We start from the raw sequence: 16,983 nt of genomic DNA on the forward strand, positions 1-16,983 counted from the left end.
CTATTTTGAAGGATTTAGGAGTTCGGTATAGATATTGATCAGACTATTGATCATCTCATCTTTAGTAAAGACATCATAGAAGCGACGACGAGCACCCTTGCTATAGGTCTTCCAAAGCTCTGGATCATCACATATCTTATGGATAGCCTCTGCCAAGGCTGGTGCATCCTCGACTGGGACATTGATCCCAGAGACCCCGTCTTCATTGACCCAAGAAACCCCTGATTCGGGAATCTTTGTCGCCACGACAGGACGGGAGAGAGACATTGCTTCGACCAAAACAATGGCATAAGCCTCCGTTTTGATCGTAGAGCTGAGGCAGAAGACATCACAAGCTGCAAAGTAGGCTGGCTTGAGCTTATCTGAGATAAAGCCAAGGAACTTTACTCGCTCTTGCAAGCCAAGCTTCTCGGTCTGGGCCAAAAGCTCTGCACGCAAGGGACCATCCCCTCCAATGAGTAGGACATAGTCATCGCTAAGATGCGTCATAGCCTCAATCAGATGGTGGTATCCCTTATAAGGGACAAGGCGTCCCATATTGAAGATAATCTTCTTACCTGGATATTGCGCACGTATTGCCTCAATCTCATCCGAGAGCCAAGGATAGGGATCTACGCCGATTGGGAGAAAGGACGTTTTCTCCTGTACCTTACGGAGGAAGGGTGACTCCTCCACATAGACTGGCGTTGTACCCAAGATCAGATCAGCACGACGAATCAGCCAGCTCTGGAAAGGCGAGAAGAAGCGTAGCAGGAACTTCTGCTTTAGGATATCACTGTGCCAGTGTAAGACCACCTTCCCTCGGTATCCAGAAAAGAAGAGGGCCAATGTAGCCATAGGATCAGGATGGTGTACATGGATGATATCATATTCCGAACAGATACGCCGAAGGCGGAAGATCATCTCGGGAGAGATCATCGTCGCAGCCAGCTTTGTCAGAGTCTTTGTACGAAAGATTCGTGACTCCTCAGAGAAGACGATATCAGTCGTCTCCCCATTATGTGAGGCACAGAGCATATCTGAGGCAAAGCCTCGCTCAGCAAGGCCCTCAGTGAAGATCTCCATAACCTTCTCCACTCCACCTTTGATGGGGTAGAACTTACCAAGTTGTAGAACTTTCATCTTACAATATCTTGTGCCTAAGGAGTAGGCTGGGTAAAGCTATTTGGTTGGGTAGCACCATCGTTCGACAGGAGGAGCTCAAAGAGCTCTGCCCATGATCGTGCACTAGGGGCCTGCAAGGGACGCTGTGGGACAGGCTGTAGCTGAGTATGATCTCCTCGAAGAACTCGCTCCATAGCATCAGCTAAGGCTACGGCAGAGCTCGGATCAAAGAACCCCACAGCACTAGCACCGGCTGCTGTCTCGTGAGCAAATGGGAGGTCCGACAAGAGCATTGGCCGATCATAGGGAAGGAATTCCGAGATTGGGAGTCCCCAAGTTTCAATCCTTGAAGGGAAGACCAGGCAGTCTGTACTGGCATAAGTATCCTGGAGCTTATCGCGGGACATAAATCCAGCAAAATCAAGGCTACTTACATCGCCCCACGTAGAGTGAAGCCACTGTGCATACTTATTTTCTGTCCCATCAATGGTGAGGACCGTACGGAAGGTTCCCACTCCTACACGCTGCTCCAGAATACGGGTAGCCTCGGTAAGAAGCTCAAAGTTCTTATGCGCATCAGCTGTCGCAGCAAAGAGGAATGTGAACTGATGACTGTCTGACGGAATCGTAGACTCCTTGGGTGGCAGTTGCTCTCGCTGAGGTGGCGCTACGATGAAGCGATCTTCCGAAAGGCCAAACATCTTGCTAAAGCCCTCTCTCAACCACTGTTGCTGGACGATCAGGTAGCGATTACGACGTATTCCAATTTGGTAGGCGAATCGGGTAAACATCGCAAAGAGAGGGATCTTCTTATCGAAGCGAAAGTCTCTCAGTCTCCATCGAAGGAATGGGAAAGAGGTCTGGCAGTAGACAGCCTGACGATGAGCTTGAACCCGTGGAGTCGTATCGTGCAGGGAAAGCCACAAGTCTATTGATCCCAGCTCTCGAGAGATTTTTCCCATAGTCACATACTCACACCAGAGGCGCTTCCCCCACCCATCGATTGCCCAGGGTAACTCAATATACTGGATGTTGGGGTAGTCTGCGAGCTCCTGCTTGTGCACCAAAGCCGTGACATGATAACCGTGCTCAGGAGCCCATTCTGACAGGAAAGCGAGGCACTGACGAAGGATCGTCAATGTCCCCCCCTTGCGGAGATTGACTGCGGAGATAACGATCTGCTTCATACCGAAGAGGATTTATTGGGGACAAGTGATGAGAAGAGGTCCAGCCACTGCCCCATCACAGCATCTACTTCATAGCGAGCAGATGCCTTACGAGCATTAGCTCCCATTCGGACGCGCTCAGCCTCCGAATCCATCAGCTGACGGAGGGCTGTGAGGAAGCCTTCATCATCCCCCTGAGAGATGAGATAGCCATCTTCTCCTGGATGAATCACATCCTTGGGGCCACAGGGACAAGCAAACGAAACAATTGGAAGCCCCATATGCTGCGCTTCAATAAGGACCATAGGGAGCCCCTCATAGCGAGAGGTCATCGCATAGATTGACGCACTTTGGTATACATCCTTCATCTGATGAGTTGGCTTAGCCAGCGTGACAGACGAGGAAAGGCCGAGACGATTCACCTGCAACTCAAGCTCTGGTCTCAGAGCTCCATCCCCATAGATTTCAAGCGACCAGTCTGGATATGCAGGTGCAATACACGCCCAGATATCAAGCAACTTAGAGAAGTTCTTCTGGAAATCATAGCGTCCAACAGCAATAACCTTGTGTGAGGTACAAGGTGAAGTCTCTTCAGACACAAAAGGCAGAGGATTCGGAATTACTCGAATATTGGGTAGCGCTCCCCAGTAGCCAGCATCTTCCTCAGTCAATACTACAAAGCTATCATAAGGTCTCACCGTACGCTCGTCAAGCTTTGTGCGAAGGATGTCAACGAGACGCCATAGACCAGTGCGACCATATTGTAGGCGCTTTAACTTTGAGAAGTGGTATTCTAAGACCTTGCGACTACCATCCTTCATCTGGGGAAGAAGTGTCGCATCCTCCCCAAACATCGAGACAACGATATCCGCACGGAGCTGCCCCAAGAGTTCGCTCAAACGTTGACGATGAAGACGCTTCTTCTTGGGATAAGCCGAGAGCTTAGCCAAGATCCCTTGACCATTGTTCTCGTCATAATTAATGCCGAGGTCATATTGCTTGACTGAACCTTCAAGCGAAAAAAAAGGCTTAGCACCCTTTTGGTCTGTAGTAATGATAATGAGCTCGTGGCCCTGCCCCACCAGATAATTTACCTTGCGCGTCAGAACACGCTCCATCCCCCCTGAGTTGGAGGTCGCTGGTATACAATAGACTATTCGCATAACTCAGCTGTTGCTTCGGGGAATATCCCATTAATATGATCACTCTCTTCGGCCGTGAACCAGAAGAAGAAGGCATAAATCATCAAGATATCCGTAGACACCTTTATCCATACGAGGAAAGTCATTGCTAAGAAGCTCGCAAAGAGCCAAACATAACGAGGATATTTGCGAGCAAAATAGTAGGCATAGTATACAAAGCTCAAGGCAAATGTCACCAATCCGATAAGCCCTGAGTAGAGGATTAATCGGCAATAGCCAATGTCGGTACTGTAAACGAAACCACCATACCATCCCGACCCAATGATCCAGGTCTTATCATCTTCTGGCCAACGCCACATTGTCTGAAGGACCTCCGTTGAACCCGTCGTGAACTCTCCCTTATTGAAGAAGTTAAAGAATCCTTCAAAGGCAAACATCAGCTGTTCTCTGAAATATTCACTGGTATTATAGAGGATAATCCCTGCACCTGAGAAGACGGCAAGCAGCAGGCTAAAAGTTGCCATTGTTTGGACCATTTCCTTACGTATTCTGAGCCCAATCGCATTACTCCGTAAAAGTAAGAGAGCAAGCCCCATAGCCATCCCTGTAGAGGTAGTACGAGCCACCATATTTCCGATCGCAGAGATGAGGATATAAGACAGGAGGAGCAAAAATACAATCCTCCGACTCTTCTGTACCTCTGTATCAGTGCATACGACTGCTGAGATAAGAATCAAGACGAGTGAGAAGCGTACCCCTGCTGGGTCAAGAGCCACACTAAAGCAACGTATTCGGTCGATACTTTCATAGAATTCACTCGCTGTGAATACAATAGAGTCTGTGAAACTCTGCATCACGGGGAAGTTATCATTCAATAACCCTGTGACACACTGGAAAACAGTCACGCCGACTAAGTAATATGCTATACGGGGGATCGTGACCTCTCCATGGACAATACGTATGCACCGTATCGCAGGGTAGACCGAGAATACCCACACCAAGAAGGTGGTGATATAGTTGGCATAGCTATAGTCATCCGTATTATTTACTTCTACAGCTACTAAGTTGACTAGCGAATATAGAATTGAAAAGATAGCTCCACCAAGGAGTACGCGCGGGATAGATACGCCTTTACCACCACGCCACGAATCATAGAGGAACCACAGCAATCCGAAGAGTGCTAGGATCATCTTCGTGTTGGGCCCAGAAGCCCAGAACGCAAAGTTGAATGAATAGTAAGAGCAGTTAACAAGAACAGCTATGGTCAGGATTTGAATAAGCCTCCACATATGCACTACTATCCTTAGCGATAAAGAGCTTTATAAAGCCACTGCATAACGACCTTGTCATAGAGCCGAACGAACCAGAACTGGCCTCGCGAGGCCATCCACTGCAACAGCTTCGTGCGAAGCGGAAGATGCTGATTCTTCATAATATACTCGTTGCTCTCTGGATACATACTACTCCAGCGCTCATAGTCTTGAGCGTTGTGCGAGAGCAGAAGAGGGAGCTTGAGATTAAGCTTCAGATGGTGGATAAGCTCCAAAGACTCCATAGAGGCTTGCTGTGCAAGATAACGCTCAAGCTCCTGAACGTTTGCCTGGACTTGCTGCCAGTGCTCTGGTCGATAGGTATTGGTGATCTGACTATCAGAGCGAACGTAGGTATAGAAAGGCTGGTGGACGATAGCCACACGCCCAGCTCGCTGGAGTAGCTTTCCTATGAGCATCAGATCCTCACCCATATTCTCTCCGGGGAGGAAACGGAGCGTAGGAAGCTGCTCTATCAAGCTGCGACGAAGGAGGAAGAGCCAAAGATTCCATTTCATTCGCCCATAGCATATCTGAGCAAATGCCTCTTTCCCTGTCTTGACATCGGGCTGTGTAATAGGCCGCTGACTCGTTCCTTCTTGTAGCAGGTACTCACATCCAACGATATCTGCTTGGCTCTCTTCGGCTACTTGCACTAAGGTTCCAATAGCTGTTGGCTGCAGAAGATCATCAGCATCAACTGAATAGATATATTCACCTTGCGCCGCATTAAGTCCCGTATTACGAGCCACGGCAACCCCACGGTTAACCTCATGGTGTAGGATCGTCACCTCGATACCCGAAGCCTCTAAGCCGGAGCGCTCACGCTCAAGGTATGCGAGACCATCGTCGGGACTACAATCATCAATAAAGACGAGCTGGAGTGGCCGATAGGTCTGAGCCTTCAGCTGAGCAAGACATGCTGGGAGTGTCTCAGCAGCACGATATACAGGGATAATAATGGAGACTAGCGGACTCATCAGCCTAGATTTCAAGGAGTAGATAGGGCTAAAACCTCTTGAAGAAAGCCCCTATCACGAGAATTGAATTTTCGAGCAAAGATATACTCTGTCTGCTGGAGCGCAGGAAGATCTTGGGGGGTAAAATCAATAAGCTGTCCATCATCCCGCCAGCCGATATAGCGCATTGCCCCTCGACTTTCATCAGTCGCGTCAAAAAGGCGCTCTATGAAGGGAGTACCCCAGATGAGGGTGGGAATGAAGTATTCGTCTGCACCAAAAGTGTGAGCAAAGATAGTGAGCGCACGCTCCTCTTGCTCCAAGAGATAGTCTACAAGCTCACGGGTGATACTGACCCACTGCCCCCCCTTATGGAATGGAATCCTGGTATTACGTCGGATTCCCAAAAGAACCTGGCTACGGACAGCCAAGAAGCGAAATATGCGCTTGACCTCATAGATAGCCCCACTCCCTCGGAATGAACGAGCGAAAGGATGCCAATAATGCAGCGCCCGATCAGCACGGCTATTCATCGGGCGTTGATGTAGCCCTATAAACTCCTTCCCCTGGTGCTGGGCAAAGAAGCTGTGGATATAGTCTTGATTCTTTAGGGGGAGGTCCACCCCTGAGATCAGATGGTGGTGACTGTACTGACAGCCAGAGTCCACGACCGCATGGAAGAGCTTATATTCTGCCTCAAGCATACTTACGTCAGCCCAGCGAACATCTACCCTATCCTTGAGAATGTAGAGGCCGGCATGCCGGGTCTTAACGTCAGGTAAGACTGTTAGCTTACGGTCAAAATGGATATAGATATCATTGCGCGCATCATCCAGTCTCTCGATGAGAAGCGAGAGAAGCTCAGGCTCATTATGAGCCAGTATGAGGTAAGCGTGTTTCATACTGAAATGACGCAGAGAGCAATAGTGTAGTGTAGCTAAAAGTAAGGGCCTCCCCCTTAGTAGAGACTATGAATAGCTCAGACTAAAGAGGGAGGCCACTTAGGGGTCTGACCCTGGAATGCAACGAGAGCTGCCTACCCAAGGTCAGTAGGGGGAGTAAGAGGATTACTCAGCGACCTTCGACAGAACTGAGCGACTGCAGCGGGGGTCGTTGTAGTACATGTTAGCAACACCGCCGTGGGAATCCTTCTTCAGCTGAGACTCTGAAACACCGAACTCGTTAACGAGGCAGTTGTAAACAACTTCAGCACGCTTGCGAGCAAGGAAGATGTTACGCTTTGCGCTACCTGTACCCTTGTCAGCATAACCAGAGACAGAGTAAACGAGCTTGGGGTTAGCCTTGAGAGCTTCAGCAAGGAAGCCGAGGTTTACACGATCCTTGTTGCTGAGCGTCCAGCGGTTGATGGGGAAGGTAACCAGAAGAGGCATACCTGAAGCAACGTTCTCGGGGGTAACTTCGCGGTTGAGCGCTTCCTCGAGCTGACGACGGAGGTCGCTGTTCTGACCTTCAAGGTCGCTCAGACGGCCACGGAGGTCGTTGAGGACATTTTCGTTAACGCGGATCGTGGTGACCGTGCTACGATCCCAGCCACGCTTGGGGAAGTTGTAGCTAACACCAAAAGTTGCAGTCACAAGACCTTCACCCCAGCGACCAGACGTGTTAACGGGCTGACCAGAAACGGTAGCAGAAACGTCTTCCTGATCGAAGTGGTCACCAACGTAAGCACCACGGATATCAAGGTTGATATCCCAAGCGCGGTTGATGCGGAAGCGGTTGAGGATACCAACGCTTGCAGTCACTTCATTGGAGTGACGACCCGTCGTGGAAGCACGCTCGAGAGTCGTAGCGAAGCCAAGACCAGCGTAAGGGATCAACGAGTAGAAGCGATCTTCGTTGTAACCGCAGACCATCTGCGTAAGGTTGAAGAGCACGTCAGCGTGAGCGTGGATGTACTGCTGTTCGGTTTCATAGAGAGGATAACCCACGTTAGCGTGCTGGTAAACCTTACCAGTGTGCGTAGCGGGATTCCAATCCGTGATGAAGCCACCGTAGTTACCGCGGTTGAGGTTAGGGGCAACAGCGAGGTTGTGACCCGTCCAACCAGAAACACCCTTGATCTTATAACCATTAGCACCAAGACGGATACCAATGCCAGGAGTGAACCACTTACCGAAGTAAGCTTCGAAGTTAGGGGTGATACGATCGACAAAACGCATCTGCTTGTCGTGGTCACCAAAATACATCTGTGCACCAGCACCAATACCAGCGAACCAGTTAGCGCCGAAGCGATTCGTTTCAACACGATACTTCTCAGCATCCTTCACCTCTACCGTATATACGGAATCGGTCGTCTGCTGAGCACGCAGAGCAGGAGCCAGTGAGAGGCATGCAACTGCAGCAATTAAACTCTTTCTTAACATCATATTCATATTTAATTATTGAGTATACGTTCTTTTTCACACTCGCAGATGGGCTACGGCAAATAGCGTAAGGCGCACGCAAAGTCCTTCAGAGAGGCGACCTTGAGCTGTTTTACAAGGATCTCTTATTCACCTATGAGAGGCGGAGTAAGCCCCTAAAGCAGCAAGCCGTAAGTAGGGACACACCTTGTGGCCCTTCGCATAGAGCCACATTTACACACGGCAAAGATAACGTTTTTATACGAAAACGCAATGAATCCCAATTATTGACCTTCATAATATCAGCAGATTGCACCGACTTCTGAAGGCAAAGGGCTGGCTACGCTTCGATCAAGGTAGGTCAATAAGCACCTGCTCTCCCTGGGGGATACTCAGCTCTTCTGCTACCGAAGGATCAGCCTGACAGAGAGCCAAGAGCGCACGATGCGCAGCATCCTGGTGGGCGACCTTTTTATTCGGGCCACTCCCTACACCGACCTTGCGCTCATCGACGTAGACCCCACAGACGAAGGGGGCTCCACTGCGCTTCGGCTCCTGGAGCATACGGAAGTCGAGAGTTAGGTGGTGCTTCTGCGTCCACTCTAAGAGCAGCGACTTATAGTTCGTAGTCTGCTCTCGTAGGCTTGCCTCAAGCTCCATAAAGAGGGGCACCATACGCTGGTGGACGAACGCCTCGGCACGGGCATAGCCCTGATCAAGGAAGATTGCCCCGATGAGCGCCTCCAGCGTATTACCATATATGTCGGTACTACCCTGACGTGCCTCGCGGCGGATCTGAAGCAGGCGATCAAGCCCCATGCGCTGGGCGACAGCGTTGTTGACCTTACGCCCGACGATAGCACCACGACGCTTACTCATCTCTCCTTCATCCCAGTGTGGGTGACGCTGGTAGAGGTAATGACTCATCGCCGTAGCCAGCACCGAGTCACCGAGGAACTCCAGACGCTCATTATTGAGCTTGAAGCCCTCCTTGTCGGTCTTACTTACCGAGCTATGCCGGAAAGCCAAGTCATAGAGCTCAGGGTCGCGTGGCTCGAAGCCGAGGAGCTCGACGAGTAGGAAGAGAGGCTCCTTGGGCTTGCGCCCAAAGAGCCTCATAAGTCCGTCTCGCACGATACGTATAATCATAGAGCTATAGAGGGAGTCTTGATAATACGTGGCTGTGGAGCCGTATTACTTCTCGTACTTCTTGAAGATGACACTCGCGTTGTGCCCACCGAAACCAAAGGTGTTCGACAGAGCAGCACGGACGGTACGACGCTGAGCCTGGTTGAAGGTGAAGTTCAGCTTGTAGTCGATCTCGGGATCTTCGTCGTCGGCAGCATGGTTGATCGTGGGGGGGACAATGTCCTCCTCTACGGCCTTGAGCGCGAAGACAGCCTCGATAGCACCAGCAGCACCGAGGAGGTGACCCGTCATAGACTTCGTAGAGCTGATATTCAGCTTATAGGCAGCGTCACCGAAGACTTCCTTAATAGCCTTGGACTCGGAGATATCCCCGACAGGCGTAGAAGTCCCGTGTACGTTGATGTAGTCAATATCTTCAGGGGAGAGCCCTGCATCCTCGAGTGCATTGGTCATCACCAGCTTAGCACCCAGCCCATCAGGGTGAGTAGCCGTGAGGTGGTAAGCATCAGCCGAGAGGCCGGTACCTACGAGCTCAGCGTAGATGTGTGCACCACGAGCGATGGCGTGCTCGAGCTCCTCGACGACGAGGCAAGCAGCACCTTCGGCCATGACGAAGCCATCACGCGAAGCGCTGAAGGGGCGCGAAGCACCCTGAGGATCGTCATTGCGAGTGGAGAGGGCATTCATCGCATTGAATCCACCGACACCAGCAGCGCAGATAGAGGCTTCGGCACCACCAGTGATGATGACATCGGCCTTACCAAGGCGAATGAGGTGGCAGGCATCGATCAGTGCGTTCGTAGACGAAGCACAAGCCGAGGCCGTGGAGTAGTTGGGCCCGTGGAAACCATACTTCATCGACACGTGACCTGCGGAGATATCCGAGATCATCTTGGGGATGAAGAAGGGGTTGAAGCGAGGGCCTGACTCTTCGTTGTAGCCGCGCACTTCTTCCTCGAAGGTCCCGAGACCACCGATACCGGAGGCGATGATGACCCCGACACGGTTCTTATTTACTGTCTCTACGTCAAGCTTGGAATCGGCGATACTCTCTTCGGCTGCCACCATGGCAAACTGAGCATAGCGATCTAAGCGGCGAGCCTCCTTCTTATCGATATACTTGCTGACGTCAAATTCCTTGACTTCGCAAGCAAACGTGGTCTTGAACTTTGAGGCATCGAAAAGGGTGATGGGGCCTGCCCCACTCTTCCCCGCTACGACAGCCTCCCACGTCTCGCGGGCCGTAGCCCCGAGAGGTGAGATAGCGCCTATTCCAGTGATGACGACTCTCTTGAGTTCCATCAGCAAATTCCTTTATCTCGACGAGAGGGCTATTAAGCCTTCTTGCTTTCGATGTAGTTGATAGCGTCGCCGACCGTCTTGATCGTCTGAGCGTCCTGATCGGGGATCTGGATGTCGAAAGCCTTTTCGAATTCCATGATGAGCTCTACGGTGTCGAGAGAGTCAGCACCGAGGTCGCTGGAGAAGTTTGCTTCAGGAGTTACTTCGCTAGCTTCGCAGTTGAGCTTTTCGACGATGATTTCGACTACCTTTTCGTTGATCTGTGACATGATTCTTTTCTTTACTTAGTTATGTATTCTTTCTTTACACTGCATTGATCTACCTTTGTACCGTATAATGAGCGGCACTCAGGGGAGTAGCTCGGAGTATTCCCGCGCGGCGCTTATCACACTGCACAGATACGCTCCATTTGTGCACAAAGATACAACTATTTATGAAACAAATAGCAATACTTGCTTCTGGCAATGGCTCAAACGCCGAAGCTATCGTCCATCATTTCCGCGCTACAGGCGAGGCGGAGGTGGCTATGATCATCACAAACAAGCCTCAGGCAGGGGTCATCCAGCGGGCTGAAAGACTGGGTGTACCTTGTCATTATTTTACAAACGCAGAGCTTCGTGAAGGCACGCGCCCGATAGCTCTGATGAAGGAGCACACCGTCGAGCTCATCATCTTGGCAGGCTATCTCTGCCTCATCACTCCTATATATATAATGGAGTACCCCGAGCGCATCATCAACATCCACCCTGCGCTCCTCCCCTCTTTCGGCGGTCAAGGCATGTACGGCGATCGTGTGCACGCTGCCGTCATCGCCTCGGGAGCGAAGGAGAGTGGTATCACCATCCACCTCGTCGACGAAGACTATGACCACGGGCGTCACCTCCTGCAAGCGACCTGTCCCGTACGCCCAGATGACACCATCGATACGCTCGCCGCACGCATCCACGAGCTGGAGCACCGCTTCTTCCCTACGACCATCGCCCAATACCTACGCTTCCTCTAAGGAAGCTCCCCCATACATCACTAAGCTGCCCCACAGCGAGTCACCGACGTGACCAGCTGTGGGGCAGCTCTTTTTCTACCTGTATCAGGGAGAGATACCTATCCACCCCAAGGTTGATTTGAAGAAGCAATCAGGCTGGACCTCCTATAATCTGGTTAATATCTTCAACAAAGTGAAACTCATCAAATAAATCCAACCCTCCATTAGTCCCGAGCTTTACGACCTCATGACATGTATGCAACCTTGAAAGCAGCGGGTTAACCATACTTTTACCTAGCGCAATAAAGTCACGTAGCTCCTGTTGAGTCGTTGGAAGTTTATAACCTCCCTTACTGCTAGAAATAATAACTTTCTCATCTCTCAACTTAGCTATCACCTTTCCTCTGAATACCTGGGTGGAAATTTTATCAAAGCCCCGAGAAGCCAATTGATTCTGCAGCTCTTTCGTTGGTATATAGTGCCTCGGTGACCGATTCATAAAACGGAATAGCAAGTAGTCTAATACAACCAACTGCCTTTGTACAAACTCATCATCCGATCTTTGATGTTTCTCCTTAAATGCGACTGCTTGACGATAGCTGATCGTTGCAATTGTCTGATTATAATCTATGTCTAGCGTTTCATCCGGGGGGGTGTATGTGCTAAAACTGCTCGGATATCTACTTAGCCTCAATATCTTGTTACCTAATATGGATTGATAGTTATATCCATCAGCTAGAGGAATCTTACTTGGTTCATAGCAGAAAGCCAGAGAGCCAGCAATAAAGTCAGCTAGTTGAATGAGCACATTACCCTTACTATCTTCTATACTAAAAGAACTCTCCCCAAAAAGGTCAGAAGGCATATTCTTCTCAGACATATACTTGCTGAAAGACTGGAGGAATTCATTCTCCCCAATGCTATCAGCAACAATGGTCAATCTGGGGAAAGCAAGTTTAAGCTCTTCGTATACTAGATTATTCAAAAACTTATAGAACGACTGCTTGTATCTCAACCCCGAGTTCTCGCCAATCTTCTGCTTATCACAGATAAACGCATAGATACTATAGGGTAGCTCTTGAAGAGCATCAAGTATTCTTTTTCTCCGATGATTCTTCTTACCAATCTTACTTGATTTCATTTCCCCTGTTTGAAAGTACATAGACCTAACACGTTCAACAGCAGACTCTAGAGAGGGTAAATCAGATTCCTTAACTATGATGGCACAGATTATAAAGTAGTGAGTACAGTCTGGGCTCTGAAAGTTAAATCCAAAAGCTCCCGTCTCATCAATAAATGCGTACATTCTTTCCATACATCTTGCTTTATGGGGGTGAGTAGTAAATCCTATTTCAGCCTATCTATATTAAGTAGTCAACAAGTTATTTGTGTGTTTACTCGGTTGGGTTATGCGAAGTTAATTATTTCTACCTGAATATTTACATGCCAAAGCTACCCCATATCCTTTATTGAAGTTGACTTACAAGGTCGCTGGCTACCTGTACCTTTAGCGCGATAGCTAGGTTATATTTAACAAGCTTCTCCCATACATCACTAAGCCGCCCCACAGCGAGTCACCGACGTGGCCTGCTGTGGGGCGGTTCTTTCTCTCTCGCGTGGCGCGCATACATATATAGTGTATATGCGGGGGCTAAGGGGGCGAGAAAGCACGCCTTCGGAAGGCGGGAAAAACGCCCGTTTTTCGCAGTACGGGCTAAGTAAGTACTTTTGTATACCTATATAATAGGTCCCTGTGAGCCGACTGCATCCCCCGCAGGCGCGCCCTCAGACAATCCATCATCTCTCCCACTCCACAAGCCCCTCACATCCCACCGATATGGCCCAGCGACTCTTCCTCCTCGATGCGTACGCCCTGATCTACCGCGCCTACTACGCCTTCATCAAAGCCCCACGCTTCGACAGCAAGGGGCGCAATACCAGTGCTGTCTTCGGCTTCGTCCTCATGTTGGAGGACCTCCTCTCGAAGGAGAATCCCGAGGAGATCGCCGTCGTCTTCGACCCCGCAGGTGGCACCTTCCGCCACCGCGAGTATCCCGCTTACAAGGCGCAGCGCGAAGAGACGCCCGAAGGGATCCGCATCGCCGTACCGCTCATCCGTGAGCTCCTCGCCGCCTACCGCATCCCCGCTGTCGAAGTCCCCGACTTCGAGGCGGACGACGTCATCGGTACGCTGAGCGATCTGGCGGCTCGTGCGGGTCACGAGGTACTGATGGTCACGCCCGACAAGGACTACGGGCAGCTCGTCACCGAGCACGTCCGCATGTACCGACCGATGCAGGGCGGGGGCTACGAGATCTGGGGCGAAGCCGAGATACGGGAGAAGTTCGGCCTCGACTCTCCCGCACAAGTCATCGACTACCTCGCACTCCTCGGGGACAAGGTAGACAACATCCCCGGCTGTAAGGGTATCGGTGAGAAGGGCGCACAGAAGCTCCTCAGCGAATATGGCACGGTGGAAAATCTCCTTGCCCACGCCTCTGAGATCAAGGGCGCTACGGGCAAGAAGCTCATCGAGGGTGCAGACGATATCCGCCTCTCCTACTATCTGGCGACCATCCGCCGTGACGTACCCATCAGCTATACCGCTGGCGACTACGTCCGCAGGGAGAAGGACGAAGAGGCGGTACGCCGACTCTTCGAGGAGCTGGAGTTCCGCACGCTCCTCTCTCGCGTCCTCGGCACGGCTCCCGCACCTACCCCAAAGAAGGTCGCTCTCCCACCCGATGACCTCTTCGCAGGACTCGAGGAGACAGAGGAAGCCGAGACGCCTGCCCCCACGGATGTACCACAGATGCGTATCGAGGTACTCACCCCGAGGACCCTCCCCGCCTTCGTCGAGCGCGCGGCAAAGGCTCAGGTCGTCACCTTCGACACCGAGACCACGGGCGCCGATGCGCTGACAGCAGAGCTGGTAGCCATCACCTTCGCCCTCGACAGAGAGACGACCTATTACCTCGACGTGCCCGCTGAGCGTGAGGCCGCTACGACACTCCTCGACCAGCTCCGCCCCATCTTCGATAGCACGACCTCGCTGAAGGTCGGGCAGAACCTCAAGTACGACCTCCACATCCTCCTCTCCTACGGCATCGAGACGGCTGGCGAGCACTTCGACACGATGATCGCGCACTACCTGCTCTACCCCGATATGCGCCACGGGCTGGACGAGCTGGCGGAGAAGTTCCTCAGCTATAAGATGATGCCCTTCGAGGAGATGATCGCCCCGCAGACGACGAAGCAGTTTGACCTGCGTCAGGTCGAGCCCGAGCGCCTGCAGTTCTACGCTGCGGAGGACACGCACATCACCCACCTCCTCTATGAGTACTTCGCAGAGCGCCTCGAGAAGGCAGGGCTTACCGAGCTCTTCCGCACCATCGAGATGCCACTGATGAAGGTACTCCTCGGCATGGAGCGCGAAGGAGTACGCCTTGATAAGGCCTGCCTCGCTCGCCAAGCGGGCGAGCTACAGGGTGAGCTGGAGCGCCTCGAGACGGAGATCAGCACGCTCATCGGCCACCCCATCAACGTCAATAGCAGCAAGCAGGTCGGCGAAGCCCTCTTCGACGAACTCCAGATCATGGAGAAGGCGAAGAAGACCAAGACGGGCGGCTACACCACCAGCGAAGAGGTTTTAGAAAAGCTCCGTGACAAGCACCCCGTTGTGGGCAAGATCCTCGACTACCGTGGTGTGAAGAAGCTCCTCAGCACCTACATCGAGGCGCTGCCCGACCTCGTCTACCCTGATGGGAAGATCCACACGTCCTTCAACCAGACCATCGCCGCCACCGGTCGCCTCTCCAGCAGCAACCCCAACATCCAGAATATCCCCATCCGTACGCCCGAGGGTCGTGCCATCCGCGAGGCCTTTGTCCCCGATGCGGGCTGCACCTTCCTCAGCGCCGACTACTCGCAGATCGAGCTGCGTCTGATGGCGCACTTCAGCGAAGATCCCGCCCTCATCGAGGCTTTCCGCTCAGGGCAAGATGTCCATCAGGCCACCGCAGCGAAGATCTACGGCCTCACGCCCGAGGAGGTCACACCCGATATGCGTCGCCGCGCGAAGACCGCGAACTTCGGTATCATCTACGGCATCTCCGCCTTCGGCCTTAGCGAGCGCCTCTCCATCCCCCGCAAGGAAGCCAAGGAGCTTATCGACGGCTACTTCGCCTCGTACCCCGGGGTGGCAAACTATATGTCACGCGTCGTCGAGGAAGCCAAGCATCGTGGCTATGTGACGACCCTCCTCGATCGTCGCCGTAGCCTCCCCGATATCAATAGCGCAAACGCTGTCGTACGTGGCTATGCCGAGCGCAATGCGATCAATGCGCCCCTCCAAGGCTCAGCTGCCGACCTCATCAAGATCGCGATGATCCGCCTCGATGCCGCTATCCGTGAGCGGGGTCTCAAGAGCCGTATGATCCTGCAGGTGCATGACGAACTGAACTTCAACGTCCCCACCGACGAGCTCGCCGAGATGACCGAGCTGGTCCGCAGCACGATGGAGTCCGTCTACCCCGACCTACGTGTACCCCTCGAGGTAAGCATCGGCCATGGCCCCACGTGGCTCGATGCGCACTAAGCCTCTCGCCCCCGATTTATATTCCACAAAGACTGAATAATGAAACTATTAGCACTTGATATTGACGGTACGCTGATCACCAAGGAGCACGTCCTCACCGAGGGCGTCCGCTCAGCTCTGCTCCGTGCCCAGAGAGACTACGACACCCGCATCATCCTCGCTTCGGGGCGCCCCACCCCAGCCCTCGGAGCCCTGGCCGAAGCTCTGCAGATAGCGGACTACGGCGGCTACCTCATGCCCTTCAACGGCGGGAAGATCCTCGAGGCGGGCTCCAAGCGCCTCCTGAGCGCCCAGCTCCTCGACACCGACCTCATCCCCCAGCTCTACCGCCTCGTGCAGGAGCATGGGGTGAACATCCTCACCTACACCGAGGAGCACATCCTCACCGAGCGCGAAGATGACCCCTACGCAGAGAAGGAAGTCGTCATCACGGGAATGCCTCTCAAGCGTGTACCCAGCTTCGTCGAGGCTGCTACGGAGAGCCTCCCGAAGTGCCTCGCCGTCGGTCCTCTGGAGAAGCTCATTCCACTCGAGGCCGCTGTCAAGGAGCAGCTCGGCACGCGTGTCGGCGCCTTCCGCTCAAGCGACTACTTCCTCGAGCTCGTCCCCCTTGGCGTGAATAAGGGCAGTGCACTCGCTCGCCTCCTCGACGTCCTCGGCATGACCCCACAGGACCTCATCGCGATCGGTGACAACTACAACGACCTCGAGATGATCGAGCTGGCCGGCACAGGCGTCGCCATGGGCAATGCGCCCGAGGATATCCAGCGCCGTGCGGACTTCGTCACCCGCTCCAATGCCGAGGACGGTGTGGCCTATGCCCTTGAGCAGCTCCTCTTCGTCTAAGCCCCCCATCCCCTTCAGCGCACGGGCTGCAGTACACCTTCGGTACTGCAGCCCGTGCGCTTC

At 52.5% G+C, this 16,983-nt stretch carries 14 protein-coding genes; 3 read left to right on the forward strand and 11 right to left on the reverse strand.

All coding sequences use genetic code 11. From position 1 onward, the window contains the following. The 10 genes from HMPREF1323_RS02595 to HMPREF1323_RS02640 form a co-directional block, all read right to left on the reverse strand. Complete coding sequence (locus HMPREF1323_RS02595) at window positions 1-1,122, reverse strand: glycosyltransferase (protein WP_009432554.1); 1,122 nt, start codon at window positions 1,120-1,122, stop codon at window positions 1-3. Between the two features lie 17 nt (window positions 1,123-1,139). Then, entirely contained in the window at window positions 1,140-2,291 is a 1,152-nt protein-coding gene (locus tag HMPREF1323_RS02600) for a glycosyltransferase family 4 protein (RefSeq protein WP_009432631.1), read from the reverse strand. Further along, window positions 2,288-3,433, reverse strand: coding sequence for a glycosyltransferase family 4 protein (locus HMPREF1323_RS02605; protein ID WP_009432548.1), 1,146 nt, complete (start codon window positions 3,431-3,433; stop codon window positions 2,288-2,290). The genes HMPREF1323_RS02600 and HMPREF1323_RS02605 overlap by 4 nt, the downstream gene beginning before the upstream one ends. Then, window positions 3,424-4,602, reverse strand: a complete 1,179-nt coding sequence (locus HMPREF1323_RS02610) for a hypothetical protein (protein ID WP_198004363.1) — start codon at window positions 4,600-4,602, stop codon at window positions 3,424-3,426. Before HMPREF1323_RS02610 ends, HMPREF1323_RS02605 begins: the two co-directional genes overlap by 10 nt. A 113-nt stretch (window positions 4,603-4,715) precedes the next feature. Beyond that, complete coding sequence (locus tag HMPREF1323_RS02615; RefSeq protein WP_009432662.1) at window positions 4,716-5,702, reverse strand: glycosyltransferase family 2 protein; 987 nt, start codon at window positions 5,700-5,702, stop codon at window positions 4,716-4,718. Between the two features lie 11 nt (window positions 5,703-5,713). Further along, window positions 5,714-6,583: a beta-1,6-N-acetylglucosaminyltransferase gene (locus tag HMPREF1323_RS02620; RefSeq protein WP_009432560.1), complete on the reverse strand. Its 870-nt coding sequence runs from the start codon at window positions 6,581-6,583 to the stop codon at window positions 5,714-5,716. A 165-nt stretch (window positions 6,584-6,748) separates the two neighbouring features. Then, window positions 6,749-8,068, reverse strand: a complete 1,320-nt coding sequence (locus HMPREF1323_RS02625) for an OmpA family protein (protein WP_156795180.1) — start codon at window positions 8,066-8,068, stop codon at window positions 6,749-6,751. Window positions 8,069-8,395: 327 nt separating this feature from the next. Next, entirely contained in the window at window positions 8,396-9,193 is a 798-nt protein-coding gene (rnc, locus tag HMPREF1323_RS02630) for a ribonuclease III (protein WP_009432610.1), read from the reverse strand. 45 nt (window positions 9,194-9,238) lie between these two features. Continuing rightward, window positions 9,239-10,495, reverse strand: a complete 1,257-nt coding sequence (gene fabF / locus HMPREF1323_RS02635; RefSeq protein WP_009432663.1) for a beta-ketoacyl-ACP synthase II — start codon at window positions 10,493-10,495, stop codon at window positions 9,239-9,241. Between the two features lie 32 nt (window positions 10,496-10,527). Further along, window positions 10,528-10,764, reverse strand: coding sequence for an acyl carrier protein (locus tag HMPREF1323_RS02640; protein WP_009432584.1), 237 nt, complete (start codon window positions 10,762-10,764; stop codon window positions 10,528-10,530). 164 nt (window positions 10,765-10,928) lie between these two features. Between HMPREF1323_RS02640 and purN the strand changes: the two genes are divergently transcribed. Then, window positions 10,929-11,498: a phosphoribosylglycinamide formyltransferase gene (purN, locus tag HMPREF1323_RS02645; RefSeq protein ID WP_009432553.1), complete on the forward strand. Its 570-nt coding sequence runs from the start codon at window positions 10,929-10,931 to the stop codon at window positions 11,496-11,498. 130 nt (window positions 11,499-11,628) lie between these two features. On the opposite strand, the gene HMPREF1323_RS02650 is transcribed toward purN, so the two are convergent. After that, the gene (locus HMPREF1323_RS02650) at window positions 11,629-12,792 is read right to left on the reverse strand and encodes a DUF3800 domain-containing protein (RefSeq protein WP_009432648.1); all 1,164 of its coding nucleotides are present in this window, start codon (window positions 12,790-12,792) and stop codon (window positions 11,629-11,631) included. Window positions 12,793-13,314: 522 nt separating this feature from the next. On the opposite strand from HMPREF1323_RS02650, the gene polA reads away from it, so the two are divergent. After that, window positions 13,315-16,074, forward strand: a complete 2,760-nt coding sequence (polA, locus tag HMPREF1323_RS02655) for a DNA polymerase I (RefSeq protein ID WP_009432625.1) — start codon at window positions 13,315-13,317, stop codon at window positions 16,072-16,074. Between the two features lie 39 nt (window positions 16,075-16,113). Then, a complete protein-coding gene (locus HMPREF1323_RS02660) occupies window positions 16,114-16,920 on the forward strand; it encodes a Cof-type HAD-IIB family hydrolase (protein WP_009432572.1) in 807 nt (268 codons plus the stop codon). Window positions 16,921-16,983: the final 63 nt, after the last annotated feature.

This window comes from Porphyromonas sp. oral taxon 279 str. F0450 (assembly GCF_000292995.1).
In the GTDB taxonomy this organism is placed as follows: Bacteria; Bacteroidota; Bacteroidia; order Bacteroidales; family Porphyromonadaceae; genus Porphyromonas; species Porphyromonas pasteri.

Bases quoted from the DNA above. Each gene is read 5' to 3' on its own strand.
- HMPREF1323_RS02595 (WP_009432554.1), bottom strand. From the start codon at position 1,122: ATGAAAGTTCTACAACTTGGTAAGTTCTACCCCATCAAAGGTGGAGTG.
- HMPREF1323_RS02600 (WP_009432631.1), bottom strand. From the start codon at position 2,291: ATGAAGCAGATCGTTATCTCCGCAGTCAATCTCCGCAAGGGGGGGACA.
- HMPREF1323_RS02605 (WP_009432548.1), bottom strand. From the start codon at position 3,433: ATGCGAATAGTCTATTGTATACCAGCGACCTCCAACTCAGGGGGGATG.
- HMPREF1323_RS02610 (WP_198004363.1), bottom strand. From the start codon at position 4,602: ATGATCCTAGCACTCTTCGGATTGCTGTGGTTCCTCTATGATTCGTGG.
- HMPREF1323_RS02615 (WP_009432662.1), bottom strand. From the start codon at position 5,702: ATGAGTCCGCTAGTCTCCATTATTATCCCTGTATATCGTGCTGCTGAG.
- HMPREF1323_RS02620 (WP_009432560.1), bottom strand. From the start codon at position 6,583: ATGAAACACGCTTACCTCATACTGGCTCATAATGAGCCTGAGCTTCTC.
- HMPREF1323_RS02625 (WP_156795180.1), bottom strand. From the start codon at position 8,068: ATGATGTTAAGAAAGAGTTTAATTGCTGCAGTTGCATGCCTCTCACTG.
- rnc (WP_009432610.1), bottom strand. From the start codon at position 9,193: ATGATTATACGTATCGTGCGAGACGGACTTATGAGGCTCTTTGGGCGC.
- fabF (WP_009432663.1), bottom strand. From the start codon at position 10,495: ATGGAACTCAAGAGAGTCGTCATCACTGGAATAGGCGCTATCTCACCT.
- HMPREF1323_RS02640 (WP_009432584.1), bottom strand. From the start codon at position 10,764: ATGTCACAGATCAACGAAAAGGTAGTCGAAATCATCGTCGAAAAGCTC.
- purN (WP_009432553.1), top strand. From the start codon at position 10,929: ATGAAACAAATAGCAATACTTGCTTCTGGCAATGGCTCAAACGCCGAA.
- HMPREF1323_RS02650 (WP_009432648.1), bottom strand. From the start codon at position 12,792: ATGGAAAGAATGTACGCATTTATTGATGAGACGGGAGCTTTTGGATTT.
- polA (WP_009432625.1), top strand. From the start codon at position 13,315: ATGGCCCAGCGACTCTTCCTCCTCGATGCGTACGCCCTGATCTACCGC.
- HMPREF1323_RS02660 (WP_009432572.1), top strand. From the start codon at position 16,114: ATGAAACTATTAGCACTTGATATTGACGGTACGCTGATCACCAAGGAG.